Genomic DNA, 25,302 nt, shown 5'->3' on the forward strand with positions numbered 1-25,302 from the left:
CATGAAACGTAAACTTCTCGACCAGTTGCTGGCTGACCGCGCGGCACAGCGCACCGTTGTCGTTGCCACCCATCTGGCCAGCGGCGACCAGCGCCTGATCCATCCCGGTGACAATGACCCGCTGGCCGCAGAGGCGGCACTGGCGATCCAGTCCGACAAGCCCCGCACGGTCGAGACTGCGGACGGCGACGTGTTCCTGAACGTCTTCAATCCGCCGCTTCGGATGATCATCGTCGGTGCGGTGCATATCGCGCAGGCACTGGCCCCCATGGCGGCGATGACCGGCTATGACGTGACCATCGTCGATCCGCGCCAGGCCTGGGCCACGCCGGAACGGTTCCCCGATATCCGCATCATGGACGCCTGGCCCGACGAGGCGCTGGCGGAGCTGAAACCCGACCACCGCACCGCCATCGTCACCCTGACACATGACCCGAAACTGGACGACCCTGCCCTGCAGGCCGCCCTGGCGTCGGATGCGTTCTACATTGGCTCCCTCGGGTCGCGAGGCACCCACGCGAAGCGGATCCAGCGGCTCGAAACAGCCGGTTTCGACGAGAGCAACCACAGCCGCATCCATGGACCGGTGGGCCTGAACATCGGCGCGAAGTCGCCCGCGGAGATCGCCGTCTCCATCATGGGACAGGTCACCGCCGCACTGCGTGGAGCCGCGGCGTGATCTTCGGCCGCCTGCCGCTGGATGAGGCACTGGGTGCCTGGCTTGCCCATGGCCTGACCATCGACGGGCGGCGCCACAAGAAGGGCCACGCGCTGACTGCCGCTGACATCGCGTGGTTGCGCGACAAGGGGACAACCAGCGTGCTCGCCGCCCATGCCGGGCCGGATGACATTGCCGAGGATCTGGCGGCGGAGCAGGTGGCGACCGCCAGTGCAGGGGACGGCACCCGCACCAATGCCCCCTTCACGGGCCGCTGCAACATCTATGCGGAGGCGGCGGGGGTCGTGCTGATCGACCGCGAGGTGATCAACGCGATGAATGCGGTGCACGAGAGCATCACCATTGCCACGGTCGAACCCTGGGCAACCGTGGAGGCCGGGCAGATGCTGGCCACCATCAAGATCATTCCCTTCGCGGTTCCGGCTGAAACCGTTGCGGCGGTCGTCGGACGGGCACAGGGGGCCGTCGCCCTCGCCGCCTTCACGCCGCACAGGGTCGGCGTCATCGCCACCCGCCTGCCTGAAACCAAGCCGTCCGTGATCGCCAAGGCCGCCGAGGTGATGGACCTGCGCCTGCGCCGCGTGGGCAGTTCGGTGGGCGACGTCGAGACCGTCGACCATCACGAGGATGCGCTGGCCGACACCATCCGGCGTCAGCATGCGCGCGGCAACAACCCCATCGTGATCTTCGCCGCCTCCGCCATTACCGACCGCCGGGATGTGATTCCCGCCGGGATCGTCGCGGCAGGCGGCATGATCCGTCACTACGGCATGCCCGTCGATCCGGGCAATCTGATGCTGATCGGCGACCTGCAGGGGGTGCCGGTGATCGGCGCGCCCGGCTGCGCCCGCAGCCCGAAACCGAATGGTTTCGACTGGGTACTCAACCGCCTGCTCGCCGGACAGGACGTGGATGCCGCGGCGATCATGGGGATGGGTGTCGGCGGCCTGCTGATGGACACGGTGCAACGCGGTGCGCCCAGGGACGGAAAGACCGACATGAACTCAGGCGCACAGAGAATGCCACGCGTGGCCGGCATCGTGCTCGCGGCAGGGCAGTCACGCCGCATGGGCGCGGACAACAAGCTGCTGGCCGACGTGGGCGGCAAGCCCATGCTGCTGCATGCCATCGAGGCGGTGGAGGCCAGTGCCGCGACACCGCTGATCGTCGTCACCGGGCATGAGCCGGATCAGGTCACGGCAGCTCTCGGCGACCAGCGGCCGGTGACCGTCACGCACAATCCGCGCTTTGCGGAGGGACTGAGCACATCGCTGGCGACAGGGATCGCCGCTGTACCGGAAGGCTGTGACGGGGCGCTGGTCTGCCTCGGCGACATGCCCCGCGTCACCTCCGCCCTGCTGGACCGCATGATCGCCGCCTTCAACCCGGTGGAGGGCCGCGCCATCGTCATCCCGACCCGGCACGGCAAGCGCGGCAACCCGGTGCTGTTCGACCGGCGCTTCTTCGCCGCGATCCGCGATGTTGCAGGCGACACCGGCGCGCGCCACCTCATCGGCCAGCACGAGGATCTGGTAGCGGAGATAGCGGTGGACGATGACTCCATCTTCATGGATGTCGACACGCCCGAGGCGTTGGCGAGGATAAGGGACTGATGGCTTTCGATGTTTCAGCCGTCCGGGCGCAGTTTCCGATCCTGAACCATGCGGCTGACGGGATGCCGTCACTGCACTACCTCGACAATGGCGCGACGGCGCAGATGCCTGACGCGGTGCTGGCCGCGATACAGGCCCATGAAACAACGGCACGATCCAATGTGCACCGGTCGGTTCACCGGCTGGCGGAGGCCGCGACCCGTGCCTACGAGGGTGCGCGCCAGACCATGGCGCGCTTTGTCGGTGCGGCGGCGGAGGAAATCATCTTCACATCCGGCACCACGGCAGCCATCAACCTCGTCGCCCATTGTTTCGGCGCACGGCTGCAGGCGGGGGACGAAGTGCTGGTCTCCGTCCTGGAGCACCATTCCAACATCGTGCCCTGGCAGATGCTGCGGGACCGCAGCGGCATCGTGCTGAAAGCCCTGCCCGCGACGGAGGATGGCCGCATCGACCTGGACCGGCTGGAGGATCTGGTCACACCGCGCACACGCCTGATCGCGCTGACCCACGTCGCAAACGTCACCGGTGCGGTGACCGACGTCGCCCGCGTGGTGGAGGCTGCTGGGTCGGTCGGTGCGGAGGTATTGCTGGATGGCGCCCAGATGGTGCCGCACGGGCCGCTCGACGTCACCGCGCTCGGGGTCGGCTTCTATTGCTTCTCTGGCCACAAGATGTTCGGACCGAACGGCGTCGGCGTGCTCTGGGGCCGGACTGACCTGCTGGCGGACATGCCCCCGTTCATGGGCGGCGGCGAGATGATCGCCCATGTATCGCTGGACCGGACCCGCTATGCGGAGCCACCCATGCGGTTCGAGGCCGGTACACCGCCCATCACCCCTGCCATCGGCATGGCAGCGGCAGCGGACTGGCTGACGGGCCAGGACCTTGCGGGGGCGGAGGCGCATCTGGCGACCCTGACCGGACAGGCCATCGACGGACTTTCGGCCATGAAGGGGGTCAGCGTCATCGGCCCCACCGGGTCACAGGCGCGCCTGCCCGTGATCTCCTTCACCATGGACCCGCTGCATCCGCATGACGTGGCCCAGATTCTGGACAGTCACGGGGTCGCCGTACGCGGCGGCCACCACTGCGCCCAACCCTTCATGGACAGCCGCGACATTGCGGGCACCGTCCGCGCCTCCCTCGCGCTCTACAATGATGCCGATGACATTCGCGCCCTGCTGCACGGGCTGGAACAGGTGAGGGCATTGCTGTGAGCGAGATCTATCAGACGGCGTTCCTGAAACTCGCCGGGCGGGCCAGCGGGGCCGGACGGCTCGACGCCCCGGACGCGACGGCGACCACACACAACCCCATGTGCGGTGACCGCATCACGATGGACCTGAAACTGGACGGGGACCGGATCGTTGCGCTCGGCTACGAGATCCGGGCCTGTCTGGTGTGTCAGGCCTCCGCCTCGATCGTTGGTGAAACCGCTGTCGGACGCACGTTGGACGATCTGTCCGACCAGCGCGAAGCGATCCGCGCATTCCTGAAGAGCGAGTCGGATGCGCCTGACGATTACAGTGAATTTGAAGCCGTAAGGGCCCACATCAGCCGTCATCACTGCGTATTGCTGCCCTATCAGGCCATTCAGGACGCCGTTTCAGCCACGATCAGCGATTGAGCCATACAGGTCCCCGGGCCGTCATGAGACGGCTTCAGCGCTTGCGGAAGAACTGTGCCGCACCCCATCCTGCCAGACAGGCGACTATGACGGCGCAGATGCCGTAGAGCGCCGGCTGGCGACGGGAAAAGATGAAGACCGCCCGTTCGATGCCCGACTTGTCGATGATGATCGGCTTGGTTTCACCGACCACCACCTGGCCGTCCTGAAACAGGTAGATCTGGGCGTTGTAGTTGCCGACAGGCACATTGGCCGGAAACGGGATCGTGGCGCGGAACAACCGGTCATAGATGACGGAGACCGCCCCTTCATCGGAACGGTAGAGACCGTTCGCCAGCCTGCGGCGGCGAATCGCTTCGGCGAACAGGTCGCTCGTTTCCGGCGTCGATGTCTCGCCGGTGAACTTCAGGCTGCTGATGCCGATCCCGTTGCGTCGCAGGATGCGCTCGCTGGCGATCTCCGACAGGGGTCGGTTGGAGGCAATGGCGTAGAAGCCCGGCACACCGCTGTAGCTGACGGCATCCGTATTGAGCCAGACGCCACCCACACTTTCCTTGCGCCGGACGGTCAGATCCTGATCCGGTCCACGCACGACAATCACGACATCGCCGCCGCCGCCGCCCAGCGCTCCGAACAGCAGCAGTTCGGTACCGGTGTAACTGGAGGTGATGCCGATCCGGTGGGAGGAGATGTCGCTGACCAGTGTCGCATCCGCATGCGCCGGTGCGCTGCTGGCCAGAAACACGGAAATGGCAATCAGCAGTTGCCGCATCACCCGGACCTGCTGATCGACAGGCTGTAGAGATCATCCGGGGTCAGGAACAGGTCGATGCCCAGCTTGATGCAGACACCCAGCACCATCGTGGCCAGCAGGGCGCGCAACTGTTCCGCCTTCAGATTGACGCCGACACGCGAACCGATCTGTGCCCCGATGACCGATCCGGGCAGCAGCAGCAGCGCCAGCAGCACATCCACCGTCTGGGTATTGATCGAGTGCATGATGGTCACGGCGGCGGTGACGAACGTGATCTGGAACAGGGAAGTGCCAACCACGACCGCCGTGGGCATGCCCAGCAGGTAGATCATGGCGGGCACCATGACGAAGCCGCCCCCCACGCCCATGATCGCGGCCAGCAGTCCGACGACGAAGCCGACACCGAGTGGCGGCAGCGCGCTGATATAGAGCTTGGAGCGGCGGAAACGCATCTTGAACGGCAGGCCATGCACCCAGTAGTGCTGTCGCATGCGCCGCCGCGGCGCGCCACGCCGCTGGCGCAGCAGCGCCCGTGTGCTCTCGACGAACATCAGCGAACCGATGATGCCCAGGAAGACCACGTAGGAAAGACGGATCATCAGATCGATCTGACCCAGACTCTTCATCCAGGCAAAGATCAGACTGCCGAAGAAGGATCCGACAAGGCCCCCGGCCAGCAGCACCAGCCCCATCTGGATATCGACGTTCTTGCGTCGCCAGTGACCGATGGCCCCGGAGACACTGGCGGCGACGATCTGGTTGGCCTGGGTGGCTACGGCGACGGCGGCCGGGATGCCCATGAAGATCAGCAGTGGCGTCATCAGGAAGCCGCCGCCAACGCCGAAGATGCCTGACAGGAACCCGATTCCCGCACCCATGCCGATCAGCAGCAGGATGTTCACGGGCATCTCGGCGATGGGGAGATAGATCTGCACCGGGCGCGCCTAGCCTGTCACAAGCCGCATACCGACAAACTGCCGATACCACGCCTCAGTTGCCGAACAGTTTTCCCAGCCCACCACCACGGCGCTCATGCGCTTGGCCCGCCTCTTCCGTCCTGTATTCACCGCTCATTCGCATCACGGCACGTTCCAGCGGCAGTACCGAGGCCGCCGCCTTCTCCGCCGCATCGGCAGCGCGGCGCACATCCTGCGACAGGCTGCCGATATCCTGCAATTGCCTTGAAAGTTCCTGCACCGGCTCCGCCACCGGCAACAGCAGCCCGAGGTAGTCATGGATGAGCAACTTGATCTCGTCCAGTTCTCCCTGCAGCCGCGTGCTCAGCTCCGTCGGTGCCTCTTGCACTTCGCGTAGATGTGTCGTCTCGACATTCTCGCTGGCAGGCCGCGCCTGCTGGAACGTGGCTTCAAGTGCCGCGCGCTGCGCGTCGAGCTGTTCCTGAATTGCCGAAAGCAGCACTTCGTTGGCCAGGGCGGGCAACTGTCCAGTGTCGGCAGCGGCTTCCCGCGTCCCAAGCTGCTCGGCAACCGCATTCCGGATCGTCCGGTTGAGCCACTGGCCGAGCGTCAGTCCGGCCCGTCGTGCGGCAACCTTGGCAGCCTCACGCGTCTCGGGCTCGACTCCACGAACGCTCCAGGGGGTTTCTGATGACATTTTGCGCTTCAGGGCTCATCGGACATGATTTGGTCAGTCTGCCCACAGTCGGACTGAATCGGCAAGGAATCCACGGGACTCAGGACATTATCCGCCGGATTGAAGCGCCTGAAGGACTCTCTCCGTGATCTTGCCGGTGACCTGCATCGCATTGTCGGTCTCGAACTGGCGAATGGCTTCCCTGGTCTGTTCGCCCGGCAGCCCGTCCGGCTCTCCCGGATCATAGCCACGGGCGATCAGCAACCGCTGAATCAGACGGATCTGGTCGCGGCGGCGGATTTCGCCCGAAGCGGGCGCCGGCGGTGCGGCGGTTGATCCTGCCTGGTCCGCGGCGGGCCTGAACTGCTTCACCGGCCTGAAGGCCGAGATCCGCTGGTCCTGTTCGGCCCGTTCAGCCGGGGAAATCAGGGCGGCGACATTCTCCTGATTGCCGGCCGCATCCTTGTCCCCCTGCCCCGCAGCAACGCCAAACCAGAAGTAGGCCTGCGCGTCGTCTCGCGGAACGCCCAGTCCGCCCATGTAGAGCGAGGCCAGATTGTACTGCGCGTCCAGTACTCCCTGCTCGGCCGCTTCGCGGAACCAGCGGGCTGCCTGGAAGTAGTCAGGACGATCCTGCTCCTCGCCGACATAGACCTGGCCAAGGAAGTTCTGTGCCTCCGGATGACCGGCGCGGGCAGCCGCGTGGAACCAGACTTTCGCCAAATCCACATCCTTCGCGACGCCCACCCCCTGGCGGTAGAAGATGCCGAGATCGACCTGTGCCGGGACATTTCCCTGTTCCGCCGCCCGCTGGAACCACTGGGCCGCTTCCGCATAGCTGACACCGACGCCGTTGCCATCCCTGTAGCGCACGCCAAGCTCGAACTGCGCCGCGGCATCTCCGGCGTCCGCGCGGGCCTGCAGGGCCGCGAGATCATCCCCCGTCGATGCCGGTGCTGCAGGGGCGGGCGGGGCAGAAACCGCCGCAGGCGCCGCAGCAACCTGCTCAGGCGCCGGGGACGCCTCCGGCTCCGACGGTGCGCTCGGCGCAGGTGACGGCGCTGCTTCCACAGCCTCGGACGCCAGAGGTGCGGAGCGTTCCGGTGCCGGTTCGGTCGGGGGTGTGATCGCCGCCGGTGCGCTCGATACCGCAGGCGGTTCGGCTGCATCAGACTCCGATGCCCCTTCCGACACGACCGATGGCTCCTCATCACCAACAGGCACCATGTCGGTCAGTGTTGCAATGGCCTGACGTCCCTGCGTCACCCAGTCATTGAAACGCGGGTCACCGATGACGAAGAAGCCACCCACGAGAATTGCCAGAAAGATCAGGGCAATTACCAGATAGCCGGCACCACGGCGGCTGCGGCGGGGCTGATCTGGCATGACATGACCCGCCGCCATGGGTCCGGACGCGGCCATGCCTGCGGCTGGCCGCTCCAACGGGGAAGCCGCCGCCGTCGCGGATTCGGGGTGCCCGGTCTCGATCTCTGGGCCTGAATCCCGGGGCGCGACCTGCGGGTCTGCGCCGTCGCCGCCCGCAAGCAGGCTTTCCACGGGCACGATACGCCTTGGCCGATCCGGTGGCGCGGCAGCGGCGGGAATATCGGCATCGGAATCATCCGCATCCGCGCCGGAAACCTCTGACGCGCGCGGCTCCGGTGCCATCACGGTGGCATCATCCGGCGGGCCGGGCTCGGTGTCCTCATTGAAGGCGGCGAAGGCCCCCGTCTCGTCCTGCGTCACGGGCGCCGCCGCTGGCGCCTCGGATTCCGGGGAAGCTTCTTCCCCGCGCAGTTCCTCTTCCGACGCGCCGCGTGCCATGCTGAAGTCAGGCCTGTCGTCATCGTCAAGGTCACCGGTATTCTCGGTCGGCAGGTCTCGCAGGATCGGCTCGACACGGCGACTGACAGACTGACGGTTCGCCGTCAGATCGTGCAGTGCCTGAATGGCGCCCGGCGCAGGGCGCTGCATCGGCGCATCGTCATCGTCGAGGTCTCCTCCATCCCCGGTCTCCGGTTCATCCCGAACATCGGCGGATTCCGCGTCCGAAGGTCCCGCTGGTGCAGCAATCCCTTCAGCAGGCTGTTCACTCTGTTCGGGCTCCGGTTCCGGCTCGGGCTCCGGTTCCGGCTCGGGTACCGGAGCAGTGACGGAGACCGGTTCCGGCGCTGGCGGAACCGGTGTCTTCTGCGCCTGCTCGAACTGCCGTTCCAGATCCGACAGCTTGGCCAGTACGGGTGCCAGCGCTGCGGCGACCGCGCCGCCAATGTCCGGAGCGGCTTCCCGCGGCACGTCGGGCCGCGCCTCGACAGCCTGCCGAAGTTCCTGGATATCGTCGCGCAACAGGTCGAGCCTCGGGTCTTCCGGCGCCGGTTCCGCGGTCGGCGCGATATCCGTCGCGCGCGCCGCCAGTTCCTCCCGCAGGGGAACCAGCCTTTCCTCCGCCCGCTGATCAACCGCATCGATCTTCCGCGCCAGGTTGAGCATGCCGTTCATCATGCGCTGCATGTCAGCCTTCAGGGGGGCCAGACCCTCCGTGAGGTCAGGTGGCGGTGCCGACTGACCGCGCGCGGACTCCATGGCTTCGAGCCGCCCGTTCACAGCATCGATCTTCTCGACAATGCCTGACATGTCGGAGGTTGCAGCGAGCGAACGTTCCAGCCCGGCCAGCCGCCGGCCGATGCTGTCGATGGCCGCCTCGAGTTGCGAAGAGTCCGCAGGTGCCGACGGATTGTCTCGCACCTGATCGACCCTTCGCGCCACCTCCGAAATGGCGCGCATCAGCCGTGCGGTATCCAGCGAGGATCCCTGCGGCTGGGCTGGTGCAGGCGCGGCGGCCTGTGGCCTGTCCGCCTCCGCAATGGCACGATTGAGCCATTGGCCCAGCGTCATGTCCGCCGCCCTGGCCTTGGCCTTGGCCACCTCACGCGCGTCGCCGTCGACGCCCTTGATGCTCCACGGTGCTCCCGGCTTCATGGCAATCGCTTCCCGAACCTGTTCACAGGCAAGGACATTCCCGCATCACGGTGAAGCATGCTTGCCTGATTCGTACTACCTGACCGACAAGTAGGGCCGAATTTTCGCCAAAGTCAAAGGTCCCTGCAAGACGTATGACCAGGGACCGGTAGGGCCGAATTGAAATCGGGACAGCCTTGGTACGGCTGGTCTCGCAGGGTGTACCGGTCAACGGACCGGCTCCGGCCTGCCCGTTCCAGGGCTTGCGTCCGGGTTGGTGCAGGTCGGCGGCACATACGTCTCAGGTTGTCGCGTCGACCGTCCGTTTCGCCTGGCGCGCGACATATCGGTCATTCGTCGGGACTGTGACAGATCGTGCCTATGCAACGCTTGGCATTTTCGTAAAGATTGTGCTAATTCTGGTCGTTAAGAGCAAAAACAAGGAATGCTGCGGTCAGCAAGAAGTCGGACTTTGGAGGTCCTGAATGTCGCTTCTGGTTGAACTGCTCAAGGCTACGGCTGTCTCCAATGTGAGATTCGCCGAGATTGTCGGGACCAACAACCCCGACTCGCTTACCGGCACGACGACGGATGATACGATTGCAGGCCTGGACGGGGATGACACCCTGCTCGGTGGCCTTGGCAATGATTCACTGAACGGTGGCGACGGGGCAGACTCCCTTTTCGGCAACGAGGGGGACGACACGTTCCGTGGCGGACTCGGTGACGACACCTTTGCGGGTGGCGCAGGCCGCGACGAAGCCGACTATACCAATGCGACCGATGCCGTCCTGGCGGACCTCAACAGCGGCACGGTCACTTCCCAGTTCGGCACTGATTCCCTGATCGCGGTGCAGGAACTGCGGTCCGGCAGTGGCGATGACGTCATTACCGGCGATGCGACCAACAACCGCTTCGAGACGGACGGCGGCAACGACACGGTCGATGGCGGCGCGGGCGACGACACGATCTTCGCCGACACGGGTGATGACAGCGTCACCGGCGGAGATGGCGATGACTTCATCCACGCAGGCAGCGGCAACGACAATGTGGACGGCGGTGCCGGCAATGACACCGTCTTCGCCAAGGAAGGCAATGACACCGTCGTAGGCGGCGATGGCAATGATTCCCTGGCAGGTGAAGGCGGCGCGGATTCGCTGACCGGCGACCTGGGGAACGACACGCTGGCCGGTGGCAGCGGCACCGATACCCTGGAGGGTGGTGCCGGACAGGACAGCCTGATCGGTGGCGGTGACGGCGACCTGATCTCCGGTGGTGACGCGTTCGACAAGATTCTCGGCGATGCCGGTGACGACACCATCAGCGGTGACGCGGGCAGCGACGTGATCGTCGGCGGCGATGGTGCCGACCAGATTTCCGGCGGTGACGACAATGACACCGTGCGTGCCGACGCGGGCAATGACATCGTCTTTGGCGATGCGGGCAACGACCAGTTGTTCGGCGGCCAGGGCAGCGACCTGCTGGACGGCGGCGATGGCAATGACACGCTGCGCGGTGACCTGAACAGCGATGCAGTCGGCGGCGACGACACCCTGATTGCAGGTGCCGGCGATGACGAGGTTCAGGGCGGTCGCGGCAATGACGTCGTCACGGCCTCCAGCGGTGCGAACCGCCTGTTCGGTGACGATGGCGACGACACGATCGTCGGCGGCACCGACCAGGACACGGTCAATGGTGGCGACGGCAACGATCTGCTGGACGGCAACGCGGGCAACGACCGGATCGACGGTGGCGCGGGCGCGGACTTCGCGACCGGCGGCCTCGGCGATGACGAGATCAACGGACAGGCGGATGACGACACCCTGTTCGGCAACGACGGCGCGGATACCATTCGGGGTGGCAGCGGCGCCGACTCCATCGAAGGCGGCACCGGCGGTGACACCATCCAGGGCGGCGTCGGCAACGACACCATCCAGGGACAGGACGGCGACGACACCCTGCGTGGCGAGACCGGCGACGACATCATCAACGGCGGCCTGAACAATGACCTGATCGAAGGTGGCTCCGGCCTCGACACCATTACCGGTGGTGAGGGCGCGGACACGGTACGCGGCAACATCGGCGCGGACTCGATCGAGGGCAATGCCGGCAACGACGACCTGTCGGGCGAGGAAGGCAACGACCGCATCTTCGGCGGCGACGGCGCCGACACGATCACGGGCAACGAGGACTTCGATCAGCTGTTCGGTGGCCTGGGCGATGACTCGATCATCGGCGATTCCGGGGCCGAGACGGTCCCAGGCGGCGCGGCTGACACGCTGGAGGGCGGCTTCGGCAATGACACGCTGCGCGGCGGATCGGCCGACGACCTGATTTCGGGTGACGAGGACAATGACAGTCTGGAGGGCGGCTCCGGCGAGGACACGATCTTCGGCGGTACCGGCGATGACTCGGCCCATGGCGATGGCGGGCGCGACCGGATCTTCGGCGGCGACGGTGCGGATACCATCCGTGGCTTCGATGACTCCGACCTGATCCGCGGCGGTGCCGACGACGACCGGCTGTTCGGCAATGACGGCAAGGATACCGTCAAGGGCGATGGCGGCGACGACAGCATCGACGGTGGCGATGGCGGCGACACGCTGGTCGGCGGCACCGGCAACGACACGATCTTCGGCAACAATGGCGCCGACTTCATTGACGGCGAGGATGGCGCGAATTCCCTCTCCGGCGGCGTGGGCAGCGACATCCTGAAGGGCCGCGACGGCGACGACAGCATCTTCGGCGGCGCGGACTCCGACATCATCGAAGGCGGCCTTGGCAACGACAGTCTGGACGGCGGTGCAGCCTCCGACATCATTCGGGCCGGTGGCGGCGACGATCTGCTGCTCGGTCAGGGTGGCAATGACATCCTGAATGCCGATGCGGGCGCGGACTCCATCTTCGGTGGCTCCGGCAATGACGACATGCGCGGCGGCGACGACAATGACACCCTGGTGGGTGGCGCGGGCGCTGACCGCATGGCGGGTGGTGCAGGCATCGATACGGCGGACTACACCAGCTCTGCCGGTGGCGTGACCGTCAACCTGAACAACGGCAAGGGCAGCCGCTCCGATGCGGAAGGCGACCAGCTGCGCAAGGTCGAGAATGTCATCGGCACCAGCGGTATCGACATCATCCAGGGCAACCTGGACAACAACGTACTCGATGCCGGGGCAGGCGCGGACAGCCTGTCCGGTCTGGCCGGTGACGACACCCTGCTGGGCGGGGACGGTGCGGACACGGTGAAGGGCGGCGCGGGCGCTGACTCGCTGGACGGTGGCGCGGGTATCGACGTGGCCGACTATTCCGGCTCGCTCGGCCCCATCACCGTCGATATCGGACTGGGCACGGCGTCCGGTGGCGACGCGACCGGCGACACGCTGACCAACATCGAAGGTGCCATCGGCACCAGTGCCGGTGACACGCTGATCGGCGATGGCGGTGACAACAACTTCGATGGCGCGGCGGGCGACGATTCCATCGACGCCGGGGCGGGCAATGACACGCTGATCGGCGGCACGGGCAACGACACCCTGGTCGCGGGCGACGGCAACGACAGCATCACGGCAGGCAACGGGCTGGACCTGGTGTCGGATGGTGCGGGCGACGACACCCTGGCGCTGGGCGCCGGGGCCGACACGATCATCGGCGGCGCGGGCGCGGATTCCATCAATGGCGGCGCGGCGACCGACACCATCACCTTCGCGGCCTCCACGGCAGCAGTGGGTGTCGATCTCGGAACCGGAAACGGCACCGCCGGCGATGCTCTGGGTGACATCTACCTGAATATCGAGAACGTGATCGGGTCGAACTTCGACGACACGATCACCGGCTCCAATGCGGCCAATGACCTGTTCGGTCTGGCTGGCAACGACTTCATCTCCGGCAGCGGCGATCAGGATGACCTGTTCGGCGGCGCGGACAATGACACCCTGTCGGCCAGCGACGGCGACGACCTGGCAGACGGCGGTGACGGCAACGACCAGATCTTCGGCGGTGCAGGTACCGACCGCCTGTTCGGCCAGGCGGGCGATGACACGGTCAATGGCGATGCCGGGACCGACAATATCTTCGGTGGCGACGGCAATGACTCGGCCAACGGCGGCGCGGACGCGGACCGCATCTTCGGCGAAGGTGGCAACGACAGCCTAAACGGCGACAGCGGCAACGACGAGATCTTCGGCGGTGCCGGGGCGGACAATCTGCGCGGCGGGGCCGACAACGACCAGATTTCCGGCGGCGACGACAATGACTCGATCCGCGGCGATGAGGGCGATGACAGCCTGTTCGGCGAACTGGGTGACGACACGCTGCGTGGCGGCCTGGGCAATGACAGCCTGGTGGGTTCGGACGGCGCGGACGTGCTGGACGGTGCCGACGGCGCCAACGCACTGGACGGTGACGACACCCTCAGCGGCGGCGCAGGCGATGACTTCCTGCTGGGCCGGGCGGGCAACGACGCGCTGTTCGGCGGTGACGATGATGACACGCTTGCCGGTGATGACGGCGATGACACGCTGCGTGGCGGGGCCGGCTCCGACGTGGCCAACGGCGGCGCGGGCGCCGACCTGATCAAGACCGACGCGGGCGATGACAGCGGCATCGGTGGCGACGGCAACGACACCATTCTGGGTGGCCTGGGCAATGACTCCCTGACCGGTGATGCGGGCATCGACTCGCTGCTGGGTGAGGATGGCGCCGATACCCTGTCGGGTGGCGCGGGCGACGACGCCCTGGACGGCGGCGCGGACGCGGACCTGGTGTTCGGCGGCGATGGCCTCGACAATCTGTTCGGGCGCGCTGGCGCGGACACCCTGTTCGGCGAGTCGGGCGAGGATCTGGTCGACGGCGGCGCCGACGACGACCGTCTGTTCGGCGGTTCGGAGAACGACGTGGTCCGGGGCGGCGACGGGGCCGACACCCTGTCCGGCGATGCGGGCGACGACACGATTGCCGGTGGTGAAGGCGACGATCTGATCATCGGCGATGCCGGTGCGGATCAGCTGAACGGCAACAATGGCACCGACACGGTGGACTATTCCGCCGCAGGTGGTGCCCTGCGCATCAATCTGACCACGGGCGTCGGCGAGCTTTCCGATGCGGCAGGCGACACCTACGCCTTCATCGAGAATGCCATCGGCGGCTTCGACGATGACGAGATCACCGGTTCCGCGACCGAGAACCTGCTGCAGGGCGGCGGCGGCAACGACCTGATCTCCGCCGGTGCGGCTGCGGATACCCTGCTGGGCCAGGCTGGCGACGACAGCCTGGAAGGCGGCGCGGGCGCAGACGTGCTGGATGGCGGCGACGGCAATGACTCCGCCGACTATCGCGGTTCCGGCGCGGCCGTGAATGTCGATATCGGGCTTGGCGTTGCCACCGGCGGCGACGCCGACGGCGACGTGCTGATCTCCATCGAGAGCGCGGTCGGCACCAATGGCTTCGGCGATACCCTGCTGGGCAGCGCCGCCGACAACAAGCTGGAAGGCCTGGGCGGCGACGACGTGCTGGACGGCGGTGACGGCAATGACACGCTGGCCGGCGGCGCCGGGGCCGACTCCCTGGTCGGTGGCCTGGGTGCGGACAGCATCATCGGCGGTACGGGCGGCGACACGCTTGAAGGCGGCGACGGCGACGACACGCTGGGCGGCAGCGAAGACAACGACCTGATCATCGACGGGGCCGGTGCGGACAGCATCAACGGCGGCCTGGGCGACGACACGGTCATCGCGGGTGCCGGTGCGGATGACATCAACGCGCTGGGCGGCATCGACCTGATCGACTATTCGAACTCCGACGCCGGGGTGACGGTGGATCTGGCCGGGGGTGTCGGGTCCGGTGGTTTCGCCGCCGGCGACACGGTTGCCGGCTTCGAGAACCTGATCGCGACCAATTTCGACGACAACATCACCGGCAACAGCTCCGCCAACAACATCGACGCACTGGACGGCAACGACAATGTCAGCGCAGCGGATGGTGACGATACCGTCACCGGCGGTGCAGGCGATGACACGCTTTCCGGTTCGACCGGTGCCGACCTGCTGGATGGCGGCGATGACGCCGACCGTCTGTTCGGCGGCACCGAGAACGACACGCTGATCGGCGGTCTGGGCAACGACACCCTGCAGGGCGATGAAGGCGACGACACGCTGGATGCAGGCGACGGCGACGACCTTCTGGTCGGCGGCATCGGGGCGGACACCGCCTCCGGCGGCGCAGGCAACGATACCCTGGCCGGTGAGGATGGCGACGACACGCTGGACGGTGGCGCGGACGACGACAATCTGAACGGCGGCGCAGGCGTTGACCGGCTGTTCGGTGGCGACGGCAATGACTCGGTGCTTGGCGGCACGGAGAACGACCTGCTCGACGGTGGTCTGGGCAATGACACGCTGCGGGGCGAGGAAGGCGATGACACGCTGACGCTCGGCGACGGCGATGACCTGGGCGACGGCGGCATCGGGGCGGACAGCATCAGCGGCGGCGCAGGCATCGATACGCTGCGCGGCGACGCGGGCGACGACACCCTGCGTGGCGGTGACGATGCCGACGACCTGACCGGCGGCGACGGTCTTGATGCCCTGTTCGGCGATGCGGGCGACGACACGATCACCGGCAATGCGGGCGAGGACACGCTGATCGGCGGTCTCGGCAATGACAGCCTGGACGGTGGCGACGACAATGACACGCTGAGCGCGGGCGAAGGCAATGACACGCTGGCCGGTGGCCTGGGTGCCGACTCGCTCGTGGCCGGTATCGGCAACGACGTGCTTCAGGGTGACGAAGGCATCGACACGCTGCTGGGCGGCGACGGTGACGACTCCATCCTCGGCGGCGACGATGGCGACCTGCTGGACGGCGGGGACGGCAATGACACGCTGCTGGGTCAGGATGGCGATGACACCATCTCTGGCGGGCTTGGTGCCGACGACGTCAATGGCGGTCTGGGCAATGACTCGATCAGCACCGACCTCGGCAATGACACGATCAACGGCGGTGCGGGCGACGACACGATCAACGCCGGCAACGACGACGACAGCGTCATTGGTGGCGACGGTGCCGACTCGATTGACGGCAACTGTCACGACGACACGCTGGAAGGCAACAGCGGCAACGACACGCTGATCGGCGATGATGGCAATGACGTGCTGTTCGGCGGCAATGACAACGACCTGCTGAACGGTGGCGAGGGTGCCGACTCGATGGAGGGTGGCACGGGCGCCGATACGCTGTTCGGCGGCTCGGAGGATGACACGCTGCTCGGCCAGGGCGGCGACGACAGCCTGGCCGGTGGCCTGGGCAACGACCTGTTCGAAGGTGGCGCAGGTGCCGACACCCTGCGCGGCGGACTGGGCGATGACACCATCACCTATGCCAATTCCGCCTCCGGCGTGAATGTCGACATCGACCTGGGCACAGCCACGGGTGGCGATGCAACCGGCGACTTCTTCGACAAGATCGAGAACATCATCGGCTCCGACTTCGACGACACATTGCGCGGCGACGAATTCGGCAATGCCCTGTTCGGTCTGGGCGGCGACGATCTGCTGCAGGGCCGCGCCAGTGGCGATACGCTGGACGGCGGTGCCGGCAACGACACGGCGACCTACGAAGGCTCCTCGGCTGCCGTGAACGTCAATCTCGACCTCGGCACTGCCGCAGGTGGCGATGCGGCCGGCGACATCATCACGAATGTCGAGAACCTGATCGGTTCCAGCTTCAGCGACACGCTGATCGGCACGGCGGGCGCGAACAGCCTGCTGGGCGGACAGGGTGCCGATCTGGTGCTGGCCGGTGACGGCGACGATACGCTGGGCGGCAATGCAGGCAATGACACGCTGGACGCCGGTGACGGCAATGACCTGCTGTTCGTGGGCCAGGGTGCCGACTCGGTGGTTGGCGGTGCGGGTTCCGACACGGTCAGCTTCGCCGGGGAAGTCACGGGGGTCAGCTTCGACCTTTCCAACGGTGGCAATGACACGGTTTCGGGGATCGAGCAGGTCATCGGTTCCGACCTTGCCGACACGCTGATCGGCAGCGCCGCAGGCGATACGCTGTTCGGTGCCGGTGGTGCCGATACCATCGCGGCCGGTGACGGCGACGATACCGTCGATGCCGGACTGGGTGCCGATACCGTCAGTGGCGGTGCCGGGGCGAACAGCCTGGACGGCGGTGCGGGTCTCGATGTGCTCGACCTTTCCGGAGAGACCGGACCGGTCACCTTCGACACGTCAGACACGCTGTTCGGTGACGATACCATCAGCAACTTCGAGGGTGCCATCGGCACCTCCGCAGACGACACGCTCTCCGGCGGCGCCGAGGACAACCGCTTTGTCGGCGGTGCCGGGGCGGACTCCATCACCACCGGCGGCGGCAACGACATCGCCATCGGCGAGGATGGCGACGACATCCTGGATGGCGGCGACGGGGCCGACACGCTGCAGGGCGGTGCGGGCAACGACACCATCACCGGGGGCCTGGGCGACGACTTCATGAACGGCGGCGGCGACGACGACCTGTTCATCCTGGCCGACGGCTTCGGCAACGACACCATCCAGGGCTTCGTGGCCGGTGCCGGAACCGATGACGTCATCGACGTGCAGGCGGTCACGGCGCTGAACAACTTCGCCGACGTGCTGGCCAACGCCACGGACGACGGTACCGACACCACCATCAACCTGGGTGCAGCCGGTGTGCTGGTGCTGCAGGGCGTGCTGGTCGCCGAACTGGACGCGGACGATTTCGACTTTGGCGGCCCGACCGTCATCACCGGCACGCCGGGCGATGACATTCCGCTGAACGGAACCGGTGGCGCGGACACCATCCAGGGTCTGGACGGCAATGACTCCATCGTTGCCGGAGACGGTGACGACACGCTGGACGGCGGCGACGGCAACGACACGCTGCAGGGCGGCCTGGGTGCCGACAGCCTGAACGGCGGCGCGGGCGATGACTGCGCCGACTATTCCGACAGCGGTTCGGCAGTGTTCATCGACCTCGACCTGGGCACGGCGTCCGGCGGTTCGGCGGAGAATGACACGCTGACCAGCATGGAAGGTGTGCTCGGCTCCGATTTCGGCGACTTCCTGTCCGGAGACACGCTGGACAACCACTTCTTCGGTCAGGGTGGCAACGACACGATCCTGGCCGGTGACGGGGCCGATACGCTGAGCGGCGGGGACGGCGATGACGTCCTCAACGCAGGTGACGGGGCCGACACGGTCTCCGGCGGGATCGGCAATGACAACATCGATGCGGGTGCCGGAAATGACACGGTGCAGGCGGGTGCCGGGAACGACGTCGTCAGTGCCGGCGACGGCGATGACATCGCCAGTGGCGGCACCGGCAGCGACACGATCACCGGTGGCCTGGGTGCCGACTCCATCGACGGCGGCGACGACAATGACACGCTGATCGGCGATGCCGGGAACGACACGCTGGAAGGCGGCCTGGGCGACGACCTGATCGACGGCGGAACCGATGCTGACCTGATCTTCGGTGATGCCGGTGCCGACCTGCTGACCGGCAGCGACGGCGATGACACGATTTCCGGCGGTGATGACAATGACACCATCGACGGCGGGACCGGCGCGGATTCGCTGACAGGCAACAATGGCGCGGACATCATTTCCGGCCAGGCTGGTGCCGACGCCCTGTTCGGCGGCGCGGACAACGACCTGCTGACAGGCGGGACGGAGAACGACACCCTGAATGGCGGCTCCGGCGATGACACGCTGGACGGCGGTGACGGAGACGACTCCCTGGTTGGTGATGTCGGCGCCGACACGATCAATGGCGGAATCGGCAACGACACGATCAGCGCCGGTGACGGCGATGACACCATCTCCGCCGGTGACGGCATCGACAGGGTCTTCGGTGGCGCGGGCAATGACCTCATCGACGGTGGCGACGGCAACGACACGCTGCGCGGTCAGTTCGACAATGACACCATCAACGGTGGCCTTGGCGACGACTTCATCCTGGGTGGCGGCAACTTCGACAGCCTGTTCGGCAATGAAGGCAACGACACCATCAACGGCGATGATCCGTCCCTCGACACCCTGGTCGGCTTCGACACCATCTTCGGCGGTACCGGCGATGACCAGTTGAACGGTGCCGGCGGCCAGGACGTGCTGTTCGGCGGCGACGACAATGATTCGCTGCTGGGTGGTGACGACAACGACAGCCTCGACGGCGGCAATGGCATCGACACCCTGCGCGGCGAGGCCGGTGACGACACCCTGCTGGGCCAGGACGGCAATGACGTGCTGGATGGCGGTGAAGGTACCGATCTCCTGTTCGGCGGGCTGGGTGACGACAGCATCTTCGGTGATGCCGGTGCCGATACGCTGAACGGTGGCACGGGTGGCAATGACACGCTGGCCGGTGAGGATGGTAACGACCTCTTCGTCTTCGACAACGCGAGCTTCGGCAATGACGTGATCGAGGACTTCGTGGCTGGCGCGGGCACCGACGACGTCATCGACTTCTCTGCCCTGTCGATCAGCTTCGGCGATCTGAACTTCGTCGACTCCGGCGGCAATCTGGTCATCACCATCACGGGCGGCGGGACGGAATCCCTCACCCTGCAGGGTCTGGCCGGTGTGACACTGGATGAGACGGACGACTTCATCTTCTGATCCCGTGACCAGAGGACAAGGACACCAGCGGGCACCCCTCGTGCAAAGGGGTGCCCGTCTGCTTTGCGCCGCCACACTTGGTCTGGCCCTGCTGCCGCCACTGGCCATGGCCGAACCGGCCGTCACGCTGCGGGACGGTGTACGCCAGCACGTCGACACGCCGGGCAAGACCATGCATCAGGCAGGCTTCGGCCCCGATACATTCATCTTCGGTCCTGACAGCGGCCATGACCTGATCACCGGTTTCGACCCGGCGGAGGATCGGATCATCCTGCGCAACCTGGAGCGTTGGCCGACCTACGAGAAGGTTGCGCGCCGGGTCTGGTCAACACCGCACGGGCTGTTCATCGGCCTCTCCAACACCGACAGCATCCGCGTTGCCGGAACCCGGTCCGGCGACCTGACGGCCAGCAACCTGATTGTCATCACGGATTAGACCGTCCGTGTGACCGCCTGTGGCCAGCGCCACAGAATTCGCCTGCGCGGATACTGCATTTCCCGGCGATTTGTGTTCTGCTTGGCGTCTGCATGATTTTGGGGTGATCAAAGGGGGTCTTTGAGATGGCTAGCGACATTGGGTATGGGCCGCTGTTTCCGCTGGGCGAGGATGAAACCGAGTACCGGCAGCTGGACGTGGACGGCGTCAAGGTGGAGAAGCTGGGCAGCCGGGAGTTCGTCACGGTCCAGCCCAACGTGCTGAGCGACCTGGCGGAGACCGCGTTCGGCGATATCAGCCACCTGTTCCGGCCTGCGCACCTGCAGCAGTTGCGCAATATCCTCGACGATCCGGAGGCGTCGGACAACGACCGCTTCGTGGCGCTGGAACTGCTGAAGAACGCGAATATTTCCGCGGCCATGGAGTTCCCCTCCTGCCAGGATACGGGCACCGCGATCGTCGTGGGCAAGAAGGGTCAGCAGGTCATCGTCGATGGCGACGATGCGGAGGCGCTTTCCGTCGGCGTCCAGCGCACCTGGGCAACCCGCAACCTGCGCTACAGCCAGATGGCACCCCTGTCGATGTTCGAGGAGAAGAACACCGGCTCCAACCTGCCCGCACAGATCGATCTGGAGGCCGTGGGCGGCGACGCCTACAAGTTCCTGTTCATCGCCAAGGGCGGCGGATCGGCCAACAAGACCTTCCTGTTCCAGGAAACCCGCCGGGTACTGGATCCGGACCGCCTGCTGCAGTTCTTCGCGGAGAAGCTGCCGACCCTCGGCACTGCTGCCTGCCCGCCCTATCACCTGTCCATCGTCATCGGTGGCATGTCCGCCGAGCAGACGCTGAAGACCGTGAAGATGGGCAGCTGCAAGTTCTACGACGGGCTGCCGACCACCGGCGACATGACCGGTCGCGCCTTCCGGGACATCGAGCTGGAGGCGCAGATCCACAAGCTGTCGCAGAACCTGGGCATCGGCGCGCAATTCGGCGGCAAGTACTTCTGCCACGACGTGCGGGTCATCCGCCTGCCGCGCCACGGTGCGTCCCTGCCCATCGGCATCGGCGTCTCCTGCTCCGCCGACCGCCAGGCCAAGGCCAAGATCACCCGCGACGGCGTGTTCATGGAGGCGCTGGAGCGTGATCCGTCGAAGTACCTGCCGACGGCGGAGGCGGATGCCAGCAACGCGGTCCGCATCGACCTCAGCCAGCCGATGGATGAACTGCGCAACATCCTGACCAAGCTGCCGGTGGAAACGCCGATCCTGCTTTCAGGCACCATGATCGTCGCCCGCGACATCGTGCACGCCGAACTGTCGAAGCGCGTGGCCCAGGGTGGCGAGCTGCCGGCCTACTTCAAGGATCACCCGATCTACTACGCCGGTCCGGCGAAGACCCCGGAAGGCTATGCATCCGGCGCTTTCGGACCGACAACCGCCGCCCGCATGGATCCCTATGTGGCGGAGTTCCAGGAGCTTGGCGGCTCCATGATCTCCGTCGCCAAGGGCAACCGTTCCAAGCAGGTGGTCAACAGCTGCAAGAAGAACGGCGGCTTCTACCTCGGTTCCATCGGCGGTGCCGCCGCCCGTGTCGGTCGTGACGAGATCACCAGCGTCGAGGTGCTGGACTTCGCTGAACTGGGCATGGAAGCCGTCTGGAAGATCGAGGTGAAGGACTTCCCCGCCTTCGTCGTCATCGATGACAAGGGCAACGACTTCTTCGATCGCTCCAGCCGCCGTCACGAACCGGAAATGGACGCGTCCGTCACGGCGAAGTAAGACCCGCCGGACTGGCCGCACCGGACCTGGCCTGCCTTCCCCCCAACGCAGGGGGAAGGCAGGTGTCCAGGTTGAATTTGGTCAATGCGGCGACGTCGGCGGCCTCAGGCCTGCGGCAGCAGCACCACGCGGCCAACGGCTCGGCGTTCGGAAATCTCTGCCCAGAGCGCCTTGTAGTCGGCCAGCGGATAGGTGGCATGGATCTTCGGGCTGATGGCCCTGCGTGACCAGAGTTCGGTCAGTCCCGCCATCACACGGTTCCGTTCCGGGGTCAGCCGGACACGCTCGTCCACCGGGGTCCAGCCCCAGTAGGTGCCCCAGTTGAAGCCCATCACGGTGGCATTCTTCAGCAGTAGCAGATTGACGCCAAGCTGCGGAATTTCTCCTGCCGCGTAACCGATGGTGAGCAGTCGCCCGCCCAGGTCGAGGCATCTCAGCGACTGGTGAAACACGTCCCCGCCCAACGGGTCGTAGATGACGTCGACACCGCGTCCGTCCGTCAGTTCCTGAACAGCGGTACGAAAATCGGTTTCACGACTGTCGAGCACATGGTCGGCGCCGCGCTGGCGCAGCCAGTCGCGCTTCTCAGCCGTTCCTGCCCGGGCGATCACGGTGGCGCCGATATCGTGGGCGATCTCCACCGCCGCAAGGCCGACACCGCCCCCGGCCCCATGCACCAGCACGGTCTGGCCAGGCTTCAGTTCTGCCCGCTCCACAAGCGCCCCATAGGACGTGCCGTAGGACGACAGCAGCGGAATGGCTTCCGCATCCGACAGGCCGTCCGGCACGGGATAGGCCTGCCCGGCCCAGACCACGGCCTCCTCCGCCGCGCCGCCCCAGTCGATGAAGGCCATGACGCGATCACCGACCCGGAACCGGTCCACATCGTCGGCACATTCGGTGATGATGCCGACGATCTCCGTCCCCGGCGCGAATGGCCGGGGCGGCTTGCGCTGGTACTTGCCCTGCACCACCAGACCGGTGGCAAAGGAGATACCGCAGGCATCGATACGGATGCGCACCGCCCCCGCCCGCATCTCCGGCACGGGCAGGTCGCCAAGTTCCAGTTCGTCGAACGGTTTCCAGTCGTTGCAGATGAGTGCCCTCATCGGGCTTCGGTCACTCGACGCCCGGCAGACGCTCGACCGACGGCGGGCCATCCATGAATGCCCCCATGGCACGGCCCATGGTCTTGAAGTGATCCGAGGCGCGATGTGCCTCCGTCGCTTCCTTGTCCTTGTAGGCTTCCAGGAAGCGGTAGGTGTTCGGCGTATCGGTCTTGAACAGGCGATAGAACAGGCATCCGGGTTCGTTCGCGTTCACGGCCTCCACAAGCTGCTTCGCCGCAGCCTCGAAATCCTCAGCCGAACCGTCCTTGCACTTGATCGTCGCAACTACACCAATCATGGCCATCCTCCCCTGAATTGAGCCTGTCGGAAGGGTAGGTTGGGCAGACAGCAACGGCAAGCCGCTTTCCGGGCCGGAGCGCGCCCACAGCCATGCCGCTGACGCAGGTCCGGTCGATCGGAACTCAAAGTCGTGTCGCCACCATGATCACCGGGTCGATCTGCCCGGCCTCCAGTCCCCGCAGATAATTGGCGAACTTCTCCGGCGAGTTCTGACCGGTCAGCAGATGCAGCCCAAGGGGAGGCGGACTTCCGGCCCTTGCCGCATTTGCCAGCACCTCGCGAAAGAACGACACGGCAAAGGAATGCCGACTTTCCTCCCTGTCGAGGCTGAATCCGGCAGTCACCAGATGATTCCGTGTCTCGGACGGGGTCCTGAGAAAGCTCGTGGCCTCCGTTTCCGCCCAGGGCACCGGATAGACCATGCCGGGCGCCGCCCCCTTCATGACGTCGAACAGGCAGAGCGTCGCGCCGGGCCGCAACACACGGGCGAGTTCGCCATAGAGGCGTCCCCGGTCCGGAATGTTCATGGCCACATGGAATGTCACGGCGGCATCGAAGGCACCGTCGGGGAAGGGCATGGCGAGGACGTTGCCCGTCTGGAACTCGCATGCCGTGTCCAACTTCATGCGTGCGGTCAGCTTGCGTGCCACATCGACATACTGCGGAGTGAGATCGATGCCCGTCACGCGGCATCCAAAGTCACGGGCCAGCACCCGCGCCGTTCCTCCAATGCCGCAGCCGGCATCAAGCACGTGCATGCCCTCCCGGAGAGGTGCCATGCCGAGCGCCTCGAGCGTGGTGATCCGGCCTGCGGTGTGAAATTCATCGACCGCCGCGAGCTGTTCAGGTGCGGGGTCATCCGGGTTTCCGCCCAGCTTCTCAAGCCCTGCCAGAATGTCTTCCAGCAGCCCGTCCCTGCCATAGTGCGTCGCGACGGCATCCTCCAGTTTCTCTTGCATTTCTGTCTCCCGAAATCGTGCACTGCTTGTTCTGCGTGCGCATTCTCCACCTGCGAAACTTGGCTGGAAACTCCACAAACTGTAGTTTGGCGGACATCGGATTTCTGTCCCCGGAAACGTCGGAAGGCACAGTGATGAAGAGCTACGCTCAGTTCTGTCCGGTAGCCAAGGCAGCCGAACTGTTCTGCGAAAGGTGGACGCCCCTGATCATTCGCGATCTGGCCTGGGGCTCGACCCGTTTCTCCGAACTGCAGCGCGGCGTACCGCTCATGTCGCCAACACTTCTGTCCAGGCGACTGAAGCAGCTTGTGGCGGAAGGGGTGGTGGAACGGCGACCGCAGGAGAACCGGAAGGGCTGGACCTATCATCTGACAGAGGCGGGGCGTGAGTTCATCCCGCTCATCGACACGCTCGGCGTCTGGGGTCAACGCTGGACGCGGCGCGATCTTGCCGAAGGCGAGATCGACCTCGGCCTGCTTCTCTGGGCAATAGAACGGAGTGTCGAGGCTGATGCCTTTGGCAAGTCACCTGCCGTTGTTCGCCTCGCCTTCACCGACCTGCCCAACGGTCAGGACGTGTGGTGGTTCGTGAACCAGGACGGGCAGTGTGAACTCTGCCTCGACGATCCGGGGTTCGAGGTCGATCTCTATCTCAGTTGCACCCTGCCCGACATGATCCACATCGTCAGGGGTGATCTGCCGCTCGTTCCGGCCCTTGCAAGTGAACGGCTGGAGGCCATCGGCTCATCGGCGGCAAGAAAGTGTCTGGGCGCCTGGCTCAATCTCAGCCCGCTCGCAGATGTAAGACCTGCCTACGAGAGCTGAGCGCCCCCCCCGGGACCCGCGGACCG

15 protein-coding genes are annotated in these 25,302 nt (G+C 65.9%); 8 read left to right on the plus strand and 7 right to left on the minus strand.

The genetic code is table 11. From position 1 onward, the window contains the following. Position 1: 1 nt before the first annotated feature. Genes QGV55_RS14210 through QGV55_RS14225 form a run of 4 tightly spaced genes read left to right on the plus strand, consistent with a single transcriptional unit; the run spans position 2 to position 3,922 of the window. Positions 2–679, plus strand: coding sequence for an XdhC family protein (locus QGV55_RS14210; RefSeq protein WP_281016128.1), 678 nt, complete (start codon positions 2–4; stop codon positions 677–679). Beyond that, positions 676–2,292, plus strand: coding sequence for a molybdopterin-binding/glycosyltransferase family 2 protein (locus tag QGV55_RS14215; protein ID WP_281016127.1), 1,617 nt, complete (start codon positions 676–678; stop codon positions 2,290–2,292). Before QGV55_RS14210 ends, QGV55_RS14215 begins: the two co-directional genes overlap by 4 nt. Continuing rightward, entirely contained in the window at positions 2,292–3,512 is a 1,221-nt protein-coding gene (locus QGV55_RS14220) for a cysteine desulfurase (RefSeq protein ID WP_281016126.1), read from the plus strand. The genes QGV55_RS14215 and QGV55_RS14220 overlap by 1 nt, the downstream gene beginning before the upstream one ends. Then, positions 3,509–3,922: an iron-sulfur cluster assembly scaffold protein gene (locus tag QGV55_RS14225; RefSeq protein WP_281016125.1), complete on the plus strand. Its 414-nt coding sequence runs from the start codon at positions 3,509–3,511 to the stop codon at positions 3,920–3,922. The genes QGV55_RS14220 and QGV55_RS14225 overlap by 4 nt, the downstream gene beginning before the upstream one ends. Before the next feature lie 34 nt (positions 3,923–3,956). On the opposite strand, the gene QGV55_RS14230 is transcribed toward QGV55_RS14225, so the two are convergent. The 4 genes from QGV55_RS14230 to QGV55_RS14245 form a co-directional block, all read right to left on the minus strand. Further along, positions 3,957–4,694 carry a TIGR02186 family protein gene (locus tag QGV55_RS14230; protein WP_281016124.1) on the minus strand — a complete coding sequence of 246 codons (738 nt, stop codon included), beginning with the start codon at positions 4,692–4,694 and terminating at the stop codon, positions 3,957–3,959. After that, entirely contained in the window at positions 4,694–5,611 is a 918-nt protein-coding gene (locus QGV55_RS14235; RefSeq protein WP_281016123.1) for a sulfite exporter TauE/SafE family protein, read from the minus strand. Before QGV55_RS14235 ends, QGV55_RS14230 begins: the two co-directional genes overlap by 1 nt. Positions 5,612–5,666: 55 nt before the next feature. Then, complete coding sequence (locus QGV55_RS14240; protein WP_281016122.1) at positions 5,667–6,290, minus strand: hypothetical protein; 624 nt, start codon at positions 6,288–6,290, stop codon at positions 5,667–5,669. Between the two features lie 87 nt (positions 6,291–6,377). Next, entirely contained in the window at positions 6,378–9,248 is a 2,871-nt protein-coding gene (locus tag QGV55_RS14245; protein ID WP_281016121.1) for a peptidoglycan-binding protein, read from the minus strand. A 464-nt stretch (positions 9,249–9,712) separates the two neighbouring features. Here QGV55_RS14245 and QGV55_RS14250 point away from each other — a divergent pair, with 464 nt between their 5' ends. The 3 genes from QGV55_RS14250 (at position 9,713) to QGV55_RS14260 (ending at position 22,084) form a co-directional block, all read left to right on the plus strand. Continuing rightward, a complete protein-coding gene (locus QGV55_RS14250; RefSeq protein ID WP_281016120.1) occupies positions 9,713–19,870 on the plus strand; it encodes a hypothetical protein in 10,158 nt (3,385 codons plus the stop codon). Positions 19,871–19,910: 40 nt separating this feature from the next. Further along, on the plus strand, positions 19,911–20,306 hold the full coding sequence (locus QGV55_RS14255; protein WP_281016119.1) for a hypothetical protein: 396 nt from the start codon (positions 19,911–19,913) through the stop codon (positions 20,304–20,306). A gap of 125 nt (positions 20,307–20,431) precedes the next feature. Further along, on the plus strand, positions 20,432–22,084 hold the full coding sequence (locus QGV55_RS14260; RefSeq protein WP_281016118.1) for a FumA C-terminus/TtdB family hydratase beta subunit: 1,653 nt from the start codon (positions 20,432–20,434) through the stop codon (positions 22,082–22,084). Between the two features lie 104 nt (positions 22,085–22,188). Here the strand turns inward: QGV55_RS14260 and QGV55_RS14265 are convergent, their stop codons facing one another. The 3 genes from QGV55_RS14265 to QGV55_RS14275 all read right to left on the minus strand — a co-directional run bounded on the left by QGV55_RS14265 (position 22,189) and on the right by QGV55_RS14275 (position 24,452). Next, the gene (locus QGV55_RS14265; protein WP_281016117.1) at positions 22,189–23,193 is read right to left on the minus strand and encodes an NADPH:quinone oxidoreductase family protein; all 1,005 of its coding nucleotides are present in this window, start codon (positions 23,191–23,193) and stop codon (positions 22,189–22,191) included. 10 nt (positions 23,194–23,203) lie between these two features. Further along, complete coding sequence (locus tag QGV55_RS14270) at positions 23,204–23,491, minus strand: putative quinol monooxygenase (protein ID WP_281016116.1); 288 nt, start codon at positions 23,489–23,491, stop codon at positions 23,204–23,206. A gap of 124 nt (positions 23,492–23,615) precedes the next feature. Continuing rightward, on the minus strand, positions 23,616–24,452 hold the full coding sequence (locus QGV55_RS14275) for a methyltransferase domain-containing protein (protein WP_281016115.1): 837 nt from the start codon (positions 24,450–24,452) through the stop codon (positions 23,616–23,618). A 134-nt stretch (positions 24,453–24,586) separates the two neighbouring features. On the opposite strand from QGV55_RS14275, the gene QGV55_RS14280 reads away from it, so the two are divergent. Further along, a complete protein-coding gene (locus QGV55_RS14280; RefSeq protein ID WP_281016114.1) occupies positions 24,587–25,276 on the plus strand; it encodes a helix-turn-helix domain-containing protein in 690 nt (229 codons plus the stop codon). Positions 25,277–25,302 lie beyond the last annotated feature (26 nt).

Origin of the sequence: Minwuia sp. IMCC3009 (assembly GCF_029909415.1) — a bacterium.
In the GTDB taxonomy this organism is placed as follows: Bacteria; Pseudomonadota; Alphaproteobacteria; order Minwuiales; family Minwuiaceae; genus Minwuia.

Bases quoted from the DNA above. Each gene is read 5' to 3' on its own strand.
- QGV55_RS14270 (WP_281016116.1), bottom strand. From the start codon at position 23,491: ATGATTGGTGTAGTTGCGACGATCAAGTGCAAGGACGGTTCGGCTGAG.
- QGV55_RS14245 (WP_281016121.1), bottom strand. From the start codon at position 9,248: ATGAAGCCGGGAGCACCGTGGAGCATCAAGGGCGTCGACGGCGACGCG.
- QGV55_RS14265 (WP_281016117.1), bottom strand. From the start codon at position 23,193: ATGAGGGCACTCATCTGCAACGACTGGAAACCGTTCGACGAACTGGAA.
- QGV55_RS14250 (WP_281016120.1), top strand. From the start codon at position 9,713: ATGTCGCTTCTGGTTGAACTGCTCAAGGCTACGGCTGTCTCCAATGTG.
- QGV55_RS14275 (WP_281016115.1), bottom strand. From the start codon at position 24,452: ATGCAAGAGAAACTGGAGGATGCCGTCGCGACGCACTATGGCAGGGAC.
- QGV55_RS14240 (WP_281016122.1), bottom strand. From the start codon at position 6,290: ATGTCATCAGAAACCCCCTGGAGCGTTCGTGGAGTCGAGCCCGAGACG.
- QGV55_RS14260 (WP_281016118.1), top strand. From the start codon at position 20,432: ATGGCTAGCGACATTGGGTATGGGCCGCTGTTTCCGCTGGGCGAGGAT.
- QGV55_RS14210 (WP_281016128.1), top strand. From the start codon at position 2: ATGAAACGTAAACTTCTCGACCAGTTGCTGGCTGACCGCGCGGCACAG.
- QGV55_RS14230 (WP_281016124.1), bottom strand. From the start codon at position 4,694: ATGCGGCAACTGCTGATTGCCATTTCCGTGTTTCTGGCCAGCAGCGCA.
- QGV55_RS14220 (WP_281016126.1), top strand. From the start codon at position 2,292: ATGGCTTTCGATGTTTCAGCCGTCCGGGCGCAGTTTCCGATCCTGAAC.
- QGV55_RS14280 (WP_281016114.1), top strand. From the start codon at position 24,587: ATGAAGAGCTACGCTCAGTTCTGTCCGGTAGCCAAGGCAGCCGAACTG.